We start from the raw sequence: 11,450 nt of genomic DNA on the forward strand, positions 1-11,450 counted from the left end.
GACTCGCAGCGCGCCAGCGACCCCCAGTCCAGCCCGTCCGCCCCGGCCACCGACGTGGGCATCTGCTTCGTGCCCACCTTCACGACCCGCTTCTGCGGCTCCCGCACCACCTCGGACCTGATCCGCCGCGGCTTCTGCTTCACGCCGTTGACGGTCCGCACCGCGTACGTCACGCGCCGCACGCCCGCATGCCCCGCCTGCGCCACGACCTCGGTGCCCCGGAACAGCGACGCGTCCTCGGTCTTCTCCACGTCGAAGGGGATCGACTCCTCGCGCACCTCCTTCGACCCGGTGACCCGCATGACGGTCACGGTCTGCCCGTCGCGCGGAAAGCTGTCGGGCGACACCGACGTGGTGTCCTGCCCCCGCAGCGTCACCCCGGACTCCTCGACGGCCTCCCGCACGGTCGCCGCGTTCGTACGGATGGTCCGCTCCCGCCCGTCCGCCATGATCGTCACCGTGCGCTCGGTGCGGACGTCCAGATCGAGCCCGTCCCGGTCGATGCGGCGGCTCCGGGAGGCCGACAGATGGGCGCCCTCCGCCCGCACCCCGAGCTGCCGGAGCGCCCCGTCCACGGTCTTGGCCGTGGTCCACACCTTGCGCCGTTCGCCGTCGAGCGTGAGGTGGACGGGCCGGCCGTAGCGGACGGCGACCTCGTCGCCGCTGGCGAGGGTGGTGCCGGCGGCGGGCGCCACGATGTCGTGGGCGCCGACGTCCACGCCCTCGTCGGCGAGGAGTTCGCCGACGTCGTNNCTCGTCAAACGGCTCGTCGGCCGGCTCGTCAAACGGCTCGTCGGCCGGCTCGTCGAAGCGACCCCCGGAGGCGGAGTCGGACGCCTGGCGGGGAAGCTCGACCTCGTCGTGCCCGGCGATCTCGTAGGAGGGCCGGTAGGTGTCACCGCCCTCGCCCGCGTACCCGCCGTAGGAACCGTCGACCGAGGTATCGAAAGAGGCCCCGTACGAACCACCGTACGAACCACCGTACGCATCGCCGTACGCATCCGCGTACCCCGTACCGACCGCTCCCCCGCCGCCCCCTTGGTCGTACGGCGGCGCGCCGTTCCACGCCTCGAACTGCGGCGGCTCGTACGTCTCGTACGGCGAGTTGCTCACGATGACGCTCCAGGGGTCCGGTCCGGGCGGACAGAACCTAGCGGAGCTCCCGTCACTCTCCAAAGCGGCGCAGCTACGCTGCGTCGCGGCGTTATCGGTCAGTAACCGAAAGCGCGCGCCGTGTTCGCGGAGACCGCCTCCGCCAGGGCGTCCTCGCCGATGCCCCGCACCTCGGCCATGGCGCGCAGCGTGACCGGAATGAGATACGGCGCGTTGGGCCGTCCGCGGTACGGCGCGGGCGTCAGGAACGGCGCGTCCGTCTCGACGAGCACGAGTTCGAGGGGGGCGATCGCCAGCGCGTCCCGCAGCCCCTGCGCGTTCTTGAAGGTGACGTTGCCGGCGAAGGACATGAAGTATCCGCGCTCGGCGCAGATCTCGGCCATCGCGGCGTCGCCGGAGTAGCAGTGGAAGACGGTGCGCTCGGGGGCGCCCTCCTCCTTCAGGACCCGCAGCACGTCCTCGTGCGCCTCGCGGTCGTGGATGACGAGCGCCTTGCCGTGCCGCTTGGCGATCTCGATGTGGGCGCGGAAGGACCGCTCCTGGGCGGCCATGCCCTCGGGACCGGTGCGGAAGTAGTCGAGGCCGGTCTCGCCGACGCCCTTGACCTGGGGCAGCGCGGCGAGGCGGTCGATCTCGGCGAGCGCCTCGTCGAGCGCGGCGTCTCCGCCGGCCACCCGCGCCCCCTGCCGGGACCAGCCGTCCGGATCGCCGTGGACGATGCGGGGCGCCTCGTTCGGGTGCAGGGCGACCGCCGCGTGCACGCTGTCGTGCTCCGCGGCGGTCTGCGCGGCCCACTGCGAGCCGCGCACGTCACAGCCCACCTGGACCACGGTGGTGACGCCGACGGAGGCGGCCTTGGCCAGGCCCTCGTCGACGGTGCCCGCCTGCATGTCCAGGTGGGTGTGCGAGTCGGCGACCGGTACCCGCAGGGGTTCGGGGAGCGGCGGCGCAGCGTCTTTGTCAGCCATGCCGCGATCCTACGAAGGCCTTCGCCCGACCCGACGAAGGCCCCCGAAGCAAGGGCGCCCCGCCCCCACGGCCAGGGCGCCCGGCCCCACGGCCCGCTCGGCCCGCCGTGCGGGGGAACTCAGCCCGCCTTGCGGTGGAACACGTGCAGCAGGTCCGACAGATGCCAGTGGTGCGGGTGCTCCTCCGTGCCGTCCGTGCCGTCCGTCCCGCCGTCGGCGTCCGGCGCCGGCTTCCCCGCGCCCCGCGAGGCCGGCACCCGCTCGTGCTGCCGGCGCATCATGTCGAGCACCGACGACACCTGTCCGGCCCGCATGATCCGCACGACATGGCCACCGCAGTTCAGGCACGTGGGCCGGGTGAGCGGTGAGGGCACGTGCTGCCCGTCCGCGTGGTACATCACGAATTCCTGGCCCGAGGCGTCCACGTGATGCTCGATCTCGTACGACTGCTCCCAGCCGTGCCCGCACTTCATGCAGGCGAAGGCGTACGACTCATGAACGACGTTGATTGCCGTGGTGGTGTGGCCGGTGTCTGCGATCTCACTCATGCCAGCTGCTCCTCTTGCCCGAGGGACAAGCACTACCGGGGCTCGGGGTTTGTCCCGGACCGGAAGCGTGGGGACGGGTGCGTCCCTTCAACCAGTGGACGCCTTTCCCGGAGCGAGCGCATCAGACCTGTCGAGCATTGGAGCCGATTTGGCCTTTCCATAGGAAAGAGGCCTGGTGCGCGGCCCGCGCTTTGCTTTTCACGATAGTCCTTTGCCCTCCGATGGGCTGCCCCGATCCGCATTCTTTGCCGCCACCACGGCATCGAAGACGGCCCGCTTGGGAACGCCCGCGTCGGCGGCCACCGCCGCGATGGCCTCCTTGCGCCGCTCGCCCGCCTCCTCGCGCACCCGCACCCTGCGCACCAGCTCGTCCGGGCCGAGGTCGGCGGCGCTCTTCTCCGGGGCGCCCTCGACCACGACGGTGATCTCACCGCGCACGCCGTCGGCGGCCCACTCGGCGAGCTCCTTCAGGGGACCGCGCTTGACCTCCTCGTACGTCTTGGTGAGCTCGCGGCAGACCGCGGCCCTGCGCTCCGCGCCGAACGCCTCGGCCATCGCGGCGAGCGTGTCGTCGATGCGGTGCGGGGCCTCGAAGTAGACGAGGGTGCGGCGGTCCTCGGCGACCTCCTTCAGGCGCGAGAGGCGTTCGCCCGCCTTGCGCGGCAGGAAGCCCTCGAAGCAGAAGCGGTCGACCGGGAGCCCGGACAGGGCGAGCGCCGTGAGCACCGCGGAGGGGCCCGGCACCGCCGTGACCCGCACGTCCCGCTCGACGGCGGCCGCGACGAGGCGGTAGCCGGGGTCGGACACCGACGGCATCCCGGCGTCGGTCACGAGCAGCACGCGCGCGCCGCCGACCAGCGCCTCCACGAGCTCGGGCGTGCGCGCCGACTCGTTGCCCTCGAAGTAGGAGACGACCCGGCCGCCGACCTCGGCGCCGAGCGCCTGGGCGAGCCTGCGCAGCCGCCGCGTGTCCTCCGCGGCGACGACGTCGGCCGCCGCCAGCTCGGCGGCGAGCCGCGGCGGGGCGTCGGCGACGTCACCGATGGGGGTGCCCGCGAGGACCAGGGTTCCGGGGGAATCAGCGCTTCCTGTCACGGATCCATCCTCGCAGGGCCCACGGGGCGGGACTCGCACAGTCTGGTTCCCTACGATGGCGCGGTGACCAGTACCGCGTCTTCCCCGGACACCCGCCAGGGCCAGCCGGCCGAGGAGCAGCCGCCGTCGTGGCAGCGGCGGCTGCGCCGTTTCGGCTATGCGGCGCGGCCCAGAGAGGACGTCACGGCGCGTCTCGTGCCTCCGTACACGGAGCCGAGCCCCCGCCTGTGGATGACGCTCGGCCTGACCAAGCGGGCCGCCGACGAGGTGGTCCGCCGGGCCGCCTGGATCGGCCCGCTGCTGATCACGCTGGTCGCCGGTGTGCTGCGGTTCTGGAATCTCGGCAGCCCGAAGGCCGTGATATTCGACGAGACGTACTACGCGAAGGACTCCTGGGCCCTCATCCACCGCGGCTTCGAGGTCAACTGGCCGGACAAGATCAACGACGACGTCCTGCGGCAGGGCAGTGACATCGCGATCCCGCACGACGCGGCCTATGTCGTGCATCCGCCGGTCGGCAAGTACGTCATCGGCATCGGCGAATGGATGTTCGGCTTCGACCCGTTCGGCTGGCGCTTCATGACGGCGGTGCTCGGCACCCTGTCGGTGCTGATGCTGTGCCGGATCGGCCGGAGGCTCTTCCGCTCCACGTTCCTGGGGTGCCTCGCGGGCGCGCTGCTCGCGGTGGACGGCCTGCACTTCGTGATGAGCCGGACCGCGCTGCTCGACCAGGTCCTGATGTTCTTCGTGCTCGCCGCCTTCGGCTGCTTCCTGATCGACCGGGACAGGGCGCGGGCGCGGCTCGCGGCGGTGCTGCCGACGGACGAGGACGGGCGCGTGCGCCCCGACGCGTACGTCGCCGAGACGGCGCGCCTGGGGTGGCGGCCGTGGCGCTGGGCGGCCGGTCTCTGCCTGGGTCTCGCCTTCGGGACCAAGTGGAACGGCCTGTACATCATGGTCTTCTTCTGCCTGATGACCGTGTTCTGGGACGTGGGCGCGCGCCGGGTGGCCGGGGCGGTTCGGCCCTACCGCGCGGTCCTGCGGCGGGACGTGCTCCCGGCGTTCGTGTCGACGGTGCCGGTGGCCCTCACCGTGTACGTGGTGTCCTGGCTCGGCTGGATCCTCTCGCCGACGGACGGCAGCGGCGGCTACTACCGCGACTGGGCGGCGACGGACGGCCAGGGCGGCAGCTGGACCTGGCTGCCGGACTGGCTGCGCAGCCTGTGGCACTACGAGCACGCGGTCTACAAGTTCCACGTGGGCCTGTCCTCGCCGCACACCTACCAGTCCAACCCGTGGAGCTGGATCGTCGACGGCCGGCCCGTCTCGTACTTCTACGAGTCGCCGCTGCCCGGCAAGGACGGCTGCCCGGCGGACACCACGGAGAAGTGCGCCCGCGAGGTCCTCGCGCTCGGCACCCCGATGCTGTGGTGGGCGGCGGCCTTCGCGCTGCTGTACGTCCTGTGGCGCTGGGTGTTCCGCCGCGACTGGCGGGCGGGCGCGATCGTGTGCGGCGTCGTGGCCGGGTACCTGCCCTGGTTCTTCTACCAGGAGCGCACGATCTTCTACTTCTACGCGGTCGTCTTCGTGCCGTTCCTGTGCCTGGCGCTGGCGATGATGATCGGCGCGATTCTGGGACCGCCGGGATCGAGCGAGCGGCGCCGTGTGGCCGGTGCGGCGGCCTCGGGAGTCCTCGTTCTGCTCATCCTGTGGAATTTCATCTACTTCTGGCCCATCCATACGGGCACCGCGATCCCGATCGATTCCTGGCGGTCGCGCATGTGGCTGGATACATGGGTGTAAGAAGCACCACGGACACTGTCGGATAACGACCGGCCCACGCGTCACCCCGCCCCCTTAGGGTTCAGCAGGACCAACACTTTCCGAATATCTTCGGAAGGACTCCTGGGGAGGGGAGCGCTTCGTGCGCAGAGGGGTAAAGGCCGCGGTGGTCGGCGGGGTCTTCGCCGCCATGGTGGGGGGTGCCGGGTACGGCGCCTACAACCTGGTGAACGGCGTCACCGGTGGCGGTTCGGCGGGTGGGGGCCCGGCCGAGGTGCGGACGGGGCCGCCGACGCGCGGCGAGATCTCGGAGACCACCCGCGAGTTCCTGAAGGCCTGGGCCGACGGCGACGCCCGGCAGGCGGCCGCGTACACGAACAACGCGCAGGCGGCGTCCGCCGCCCTGACCGGCTACCGCGAGGACGCGCACCTGACGAAGGTGCGGCTCACGGCGAAGGAGGCGTCCGGCGCGCGCGTGCCGTTCTCCGTGTCGGCGACGGTGTCGTACAAGGGTAAGAGCGAGAAGTTCGCCTACGACTCGCAGCTGACCGTCGTGCGCGGCAGGAGCACCGGCCGGGCGCTCGTCGACTGGCAGCCCTCCGTCGTGCACCCGTCCCTGCGGAAGGGCGACACCCTGGTCACGGGCGAGGCCGCCGCCCCGCCCATCGAGGCGGTGGACCGCGACGACGTGGTCCTGGACAAGAAGAGCCACCCCTCGCTCGGCCCGGTCCTCGACCAGCTGCGCGCGAAGTACGGGGACACGGCGGGCGGCACGCCGGGCGTGGAGCTGTACGTCCGGCCGGAGAACGAGGACGCGGGCAGCCGCACGCTGCTCACGCTCGCCAAGGGCAAGCCGGGCAAGCTGCGCACCACGCTCAGCGCCGGCGTGCAGAAGGCCGCCGAGCAGGCGGTCCTGCGCAGCGACGAGTCGTCCGTGGTGGCGGTGAAGCCGAGCACCGGCGAGATCCTCGCGGTCGCCAACAACCGCAAGGACGCCTTCAACGCCGCGTTCCTCGGCAAGGTGGCGCCCGGTTCCACGATGAAGATCGTGTCGGCGGCGATGCTCATCGACAAGGGGGCCACCAAGGCGACCGGCGCCGCGCCCTGCCCGGCCACCGCGACCTGGCAGAGCCAGACGTTCCACAACCTCAAGGGCATGACGCCGAACGAGTCCGCGACGTTCTCGGAGAGCTTCGCGCGCTCCTGCAACACCGCGTTCGTGAAGCTCATCGACGAGGACGGCCTGACCGACGCCTCCCTCACCGAGGAGGCGCGGGACAACTTCGGTCTCGGGCAGGGCGACTGGAAGGTGGGCATCCCCTCCTTCGACGGCTCCGTCCCGGCGTCCGCGGGCCCCGACCGCGCGGCGAACGCGCTGGGCCAGGGCCAGGTCCAGATGAACCCCCTCAACATGGCGTCGGTCACGGCGACCGCGATGACGGGCGCCTTCCGGCAGCCGGTGATCGTGCCGAAGGCGCTCGACGACCGGCAACTGGCCACCGCGCGGGGCCTGTCCGCGTCGACCGTGCAGCAGCTGCGCCAGATGATGAACCGCACGGCGCTCAGCGGCACCGGAGCGCGCGCGATGGCCGGACTCGGCGGCGACATCGGCGCGAAGACCGGATCGGCCGAGGTCGACGGCCAGGAGAAGTCGGACAGTTGGTTCACCGGGTACCGGGGTGACGTCGCGGCGGCCGCGATGGCCCAGCGGGGCGGGCACGGCGGCGACGCGGCGGGGCCGATCGTGGCGGCGGTGCTGCGCGCAGGGTAACGGGTCGTCAGAAGAGTCGTCCGGCCGGGCGACGAAGTGGTCAAGGGCTTCTCCGCGCGCCTCTAAGGTGGCCTTCCGGTGAGGAGCTTGGGGGCTCTGGGGAACTGCGGAGGGTTTGTGGGCAAGCGAAGGCGCGTCACCGAGCGCGGCAAGGTCGGCAGGAGGAACGGGCGGGTGCATCCGTACGCGCTCGGCGGGGCGGCGGCCGTCGTCCTGTGCGGGGTGGGGGCCGCCGCGTTCGCGCTCGTGGGCCCCGGGTCCGGCGCGGACGGTGCGACGGTCGACGAGAAGCCGGTGGCCTCGGGCCCGCCGACGGCCGCCGAGGTACGCACCACGTCCCGGGCGTTCCTCGACGCGTGGGCCGAGGGCGACACGGCGAAGGCGGCGGCCCTCACGGACGACCGCGCGGCGGCCCGCGAGGCCCTGACGTCGTACCGCAAGGACGGCCGGTTCACGAAGGTCGAGCTGATGCCGGGCAAGCGGAAGGGCGCCACGGTGCCCTTCAAGGCGCTGGCCACGGTCTCGTACGAGGGAAAGAAGAAGCCGTTCTCCTACGGTTCCGAACTCACCGTCGTCCGCAGGAAGAGCGACGGCCGGACGCTGGTCGGGTGGCGGCCCTCCGTGCTCCACCCCGAACTGAAGCGGGGCGACCGGCTGGTCACCGGCGAGGCGGGCGACCCGCCGATCAAGGCGGTGGACCGGGACGGCGGCGAGATCACGGCGGCGAAGTACCCGTCGCTGGGCACGGTGCTCGACGGGCTGCGCGAGAAGTACGGCAAGAAGGCCGGCGGCACCGCGGGCGTGGAGCTGCGCGTGGTGCGGGCGGGCGACGGGACCGGGAAGTCCGGGAAGTCCGCGGCCACGAAGAAGGACGACGCGAAGTCGACGCCCGACAAGACGCTCCTGACGCTGGCCCCCGGCACGCCGGGCACGCTGAAGACGACGTTCAGCCCGAAGCTGCAGGCGGCCGCCGAGCGCGAGACGGCGAAGCGGGACCGGGCGTCCGTCGTGGTGATCAAGCCGAGCACCGGTGAGATCCTGGCCGCCGCCAACTCCACCCCCGGCGGCTTCAACACGGCCTTCCAGGGCTCGCTGGCGCCCGGCTCCACGATGAAGGTCGTCTCCTCGTCGATGCTCCTGGAGAAGAAGCTCGCGGGCGTCGACAAGAAGCACCCGTGCCCCAAGTACGAGACGTACGGCGGCTGGAAGTTCCAGAACGACGACAAGTTCCAGATCAAGGGCGGTACGTTCCGGGCGAGCTTCGCGCGGTCCTGCAACACGGCCTTCATCAGCCAGGCCAAGAAGCTGGAGAACGACTCCCTGACCAAGCAGGCCCAGGAGGTCTTCGGACTCGGCCGCGACAACTGGTCGATCGGGGTGTCGTCCTTCGACGGCGCGGTCCCCGTGCAGGCGGACGCGCAGATGGCCGCCTCGCTGATCGGACAGGGCGGGGTGCGGATGAACCCGCTGAACATGGCGTCGGTCTCGGCGACGGTGAAGTCGGGCACGTTCAAGCAGCCCTACCTGGTCTCGCCGGACGTCGACGACCGCACGCTGGCGACGGCGCCGCGCAGGATGTCGGGCGCGACGGCGAGCGCGCTGCGCGACCTGATGCACTACACGGCGGTCGCGGGCACCGCGGTCGAGCCGATGTCGGGGCTCGGCTCGGACATGGGCGCGAAGACCGGCTCGGCGGAGGTCGACGGCCAGAAGAAGCCGAACGGCTGGTTCACCGCGTACCGAGGCGACCTGGCGTCCGCGGCGGTCGTCCAGGCGGGCGGCCACGGCGGCGACTCGGCGGGCCCGGTCGTGCGGGCGATGCTGCTGGCCGGGGGCTGAGGGGCCGCGGGCCGTCAGGCCGTCGGGCCGGACCGACGGCCCGTCGGCCACAGGTCCGGACCGGGGACGCGCACGCCCTCGGTCCGGACACCGGAAGCCGGGCGTCCGCTCTGCGGATACCCGGTCGCGTGGCTCGTACACGGAACGCTAGCGTGCCGGGCATGAGTGCTGCCGAATCCCCTGAACGCTCCGCCGCCCACCCCCGCTTCGCCGAGGCCCTGCACGAACTGGGCCTCGGCGAACTCGTTTCCCGGGTCCGCCGGTTCCCGGACCAGACCCGTACCGCCCAGGAGGCCGCCGCCGCCATCGGCTGCGAGCTGAGCCAGATCTGCAAGTCGCTGATCTTCGCGGCCGACGGGGTCCCGGTGCTCGTCCTGATGGACGGCGCCTCACGGGTCGACGTGGAGCTCGTGCGGCGGGAGCTGGGCGCGGAGAAGGTGACCCGCGCCAAGGCGGACGTCGTCCGCGCGACCACCGGGTACGCCATCGGCGGCGTACCGCCCTTCGGGCACGCCACGCGCACCCGCGTCCTCGCGGACCGTTCCCTCCTCGGCCACGACGTGGTGTGGGCCGCGGCGGGCACCCCGTACGCGGTCTTCCCGATGGCCCCCAAGACGCTGATCGCCCACGCGGGCGGCGCGCTGGTGGACGTGCGCGAGACCGCCGCGTGACCCCGCTGGTCGCGGCCGCCGTCCTGCTGGCCGCCGTCACCCACGCCAGCTGGAACGCGATCGCCCACCACATCACCGACAAGCTCGTCGGCTTCACGCTCATATCCGGCGGCGGCACCCTCATCGGCCTGCTGCTCGCCCCCTTCGTCGCGGTCCCGGACGCGGCGGCCTGGCCGTACCTGATCGTCTCCGCGGCCCTCCACGTCGGCTACTACGCCCTCCTGATGACGTCGTTCAAGCTCGGCGACTTCGGCCAGGCGTACCCCATCGCGCGCGGCACCGCGCCGCTCGTGGTCACCGTCCTCGCCGCGGTCTTCGCGGGCGAGGTCCCCGACGGCTGGCAGGCGGCGGGCGTCGCCGTGTCCTGCGCGGGCCTGACCGGGCTCGCCCTGTGGGGCATCCGGGGCTCGGGCCGCCGCCCCGACTGGGCGGCGATCGGCGCGGCGCTCGCGACGGGCGTCTCCATCGCGGCGTACACGGTGGTGGACGGCCTCGGCGTGCGGGCCTCCGGCTCCTCGATGGGCTACATCGCGTGGCTGATGGTCCTGGAGGGCATCGCCGTCCCGGTGTACGCCGCGTACCGCTGGCGGAGCGAACTGGTGCCGCGCCTGCGGCCGTTCGCGGCGGTGGGCCTGCTCGGCGCGGCGCTCTCGGTCGCCGCGTACGGCCTGGTCCTGTGGGCCCAGACGAAGGCGGACCTGGCGCCGATCTCCGCGCTGCGGGAGTCGTCGATCATCGTCGGGGCGGCGATCGGCGCGGTCTTCTTCAAGGAACGGTTCGGGGCGCCGCGCCTGATCGCGGCGGGCCTGATGGTCGCGGGCATCGGGCTGATGCTGCACGCGGGGTGAGCGTGCGGGGTGAGGCGGACGGCGGGGCCGCGGGGCCGTCCGGCGCGTCCGGCTACCGGCCGGGCGGCGCCAGGGTGCGCAGGACGTCGAACTCGTTGCCCTCGGGGTCGGCCATGACCACCCAGCTCCGGCCGGGCCCCTGGCCCACGTCCACCGTGGTGGCGCCGAGGGCGAGCAGCCGGGCCACCTCCTCGTCGGTGCTGCCGTCGACCGGGCTGACGTCGAGGTGGAGCCGGTTCTTCACGGTCTTGCCCTCGGGTACCCGGACGAACACCAGCGTGGGCGGCATCTGGCGGGCCCGGACCTCCTCGGCGGTCGGCACCCAGGAGCCGATCTCGACCTGGCCCTCGCCCCGGTCGATCACCTTGAAGTCGAGGACCGCGCACCAGAAGGCCGCGAGCGCCTCCGGGTCGTGGCAGTCGACGGTCAACTCGGTGAACCTACTGGTCATGTGCTCCCCCAGGCAGTAAGGACGGGGGCTCAGCCTAGGGGCCGCGCCACCCGCCCGACAGGCCCGGCCCCCGGGCCCCAGAGGGCCGGGGCCCCGGCCCTCTGGGGTCAACGCCCCTGCAAGACCCCCCGCAGCGCCCCCACCAGCGCCTGTGCGCGGGGGTCCGCCGTGACTCCCTTGTTCATGCCGTTCGTGACGTAGCCGAAGGCCGTGCCCGAGTCGGGGTCGGCGAAGCCGAGGGCGCCGCCGCGGCCGGGGTGGCCGAAGGAGCCGGGGCCCAGGAGCGGGGAGGCCGCGCCGTGCAGCATGTAGCCGAGGCCGAAGCGGGTGTTCACGACCAGGACGCGGTCGGGGCCCGCGGACG

The 11,450-nt window shown here is 72.5% G+C and carries 11 protein-coding genes; 5 read left to right on the forward strand and 6 right to left on the reverse strand.

The genetic code is table 11. The annotated features are described in order from the left end of the window. From AOK22_RS29505 to rsmI, 4 genes are all read right to left on the reverse strand, one after another. Positions 1 to 751: ubiquitin-like domain-containing protein (locus AOK22_RS29505; RefSeq protein ID WP_157872312.1), on the reverse strand; the 751-nt coding region annotated here is incomplete at both ends. A gap of 460 nt (positions 752 to 1,211) precedes the next feature. Beyond that, on the reverse strand, positions 1,212 to 2,081 hold the full coding sequence (locus AOK22_RS29510) for a TatD family hydrolase (protein ID WP_055701774.1): 870 nt from the start codon (positions 2,079 to 2,081) through the stop codon (positions 1,212 to 1,214). A gap of 119 nt (positions 2,082 to 2,200) precedes the next feature. Next, positions 2,201 to 2,629 (reverse strand): hypothetical protein, encoded by a 429-nt coding sequence (locus tag AOK22_RS29515; RefSeq protein ID WP_055701775.1) that lies wholly within the window; start codon positions 2,627 to 2,629, stop codon positions 2,201 to 2,203. Positions 2,630 to 2,827: 198 nt separating this feature from the next. Further along, positions 2,828 to 3,724: a 16S rRNA (cytidine(1402)-2'-O)-methyltransferase gene (rsmI, locus tag AOK22_RS29520; RefSeq protein WP_055701776.1), complete on the reverse strand. Its 897-nt coding sequence runs from the start codon at positions 3,722 to 3,724 to the stop codon at positions 2,828 to 2,830. Between the two features lie 63 nt (positions 3,725 to 3,787). On the opposite strand from rsmI, the gene AOK22_RS29525 reads away from it, so the two are divergent. The 5 genes from AOK22_RS29525 (at position 3,788) to AOK22_RS29545 (ending at position 10,635) form a co-directional block, all read left to right on the forward strand. Next, positions 3,788 to 5,527, forward strand: coding sequence for a dolichyl-phosphate-mannose--protein mannosyltransferase (locus AOK22_RS29525; RefSeq protein ID WP_055701777.1), 1,740 nt, complete (start codon positions 3,788 to 3,790; stop codon positions 5,525 to 5,527). Positions 5,528 to 5,648: 121 nt separating this feature from the next. After that, entirely contained in the window at positions 5,649 to 7,277 is a 1,629-nt protein-coding gene (locus tag AOK22_RS29530) for a penicillin-binding transpeptidase domain-containing protein (protein WP_055701778.1), read from the forward strand. A gap of 117 nt (positions 7,278 to 7,394) precedes the next feature. Then, a complete protein-coding gene (locus AOK22_RS29535) occupies positions 7,395 to 9,116 on the forward strand; it encodes a penicillin-binding transpeptidase domain-containing protein (RefSeq protein ID WP_055701779.1) in 1,722 nt (573 codons plus the stop codon). Between the two features lie 161 nt (positions 9,117 to 9,277). After that, a complete protein-coding gene (locus tag AOK22_RS29540) occupies positions 9,278 to 9,787 on the forward strand; it encodes a YbaK/EbsC family protein (protein ID WP_055701780.1) in 510 nt (169 codons plus the stop codon). Continuing rightward, positions 9,784 to 10,635, forward strand: coding sequence for a DMT family transporter (locus AOK22_RS29545; protein ID WP_055701781.1), 852 nt, complete (start codon positions 9,784 to 9,786; stop codon positions 10,633 to 10,635). Before AOK22_RS29540 ends, AOK22_RS29545 begins: the two co-directional genes overlap by 4 nt. A gap of 52 nt (positions 10,636 to 10,687) precedes the next feature. Here AOK22_RS29545 and AOK22_RS29550 read toward each other — a convergent pair whose 3' ends face one another. Further along, a complete protein-coding gene (locus AOK22_RS29550) occupies positions 10,688 to 11,086 on the reverse strand; it encodes a VOC family protein (protein ID WP_055701782.1) in 399 nt (132 codons plus the stop codon). Between the two features lie 107 nt (positions 11,087 to 11,193). Beyond that, positions 11,194 to 11,450, reverse strand: a 257-nt coding sequence (locus AOK22_RS29555) for a serine hydrolase (protein WP_157872311.1), incomplete at its 5' end; no start/stop codon positions are given.

This window comes from Streptomyces silaceus (genome assembly GCF_001419745.1).
GTDB classification, from domain to species: domain Bacteria; phylum Actinomycetota; class Actinomycetes; order Streptomycetales; family Streptomycetaceae; genus Streptomyces; species Streptomyces silaceus.

What these genes read in the sequence shown, in the direction of transcription:
- AOK22_RS29510 (WP_055701774.1), bottom strand. Translation starts at nt 2,081, where the DNA reads ATGGCTGACAAAGACGCTGCGCCGCCGCTCCCCGAACCCCTGCGGGTA.
- AOK22_RS29515 (WP_055701775.1), bottom strand. Translation starts at nt 2,629, where the DNA reads ATGAGTGAGATCGCAGACACCGGCCACACCACCACGGCAATCAACGTC.
- AOK22_RS29540 (WP_055701780.1), top strand. Translation starts at nt 9,278, where the DNA reads ATGAGTGCTGCCGAATCCCCTGAACGCTCCGCCGCCCACCCCCGCTTC.
- AOK22_RS29550 (WP_055701782.1), bottom strand. Translation starts at nt 11,086, where the DNA reads ATGACCAGTAGGTTCACCGAGTTGACCGTCGACTGCCACGACCCGGAG.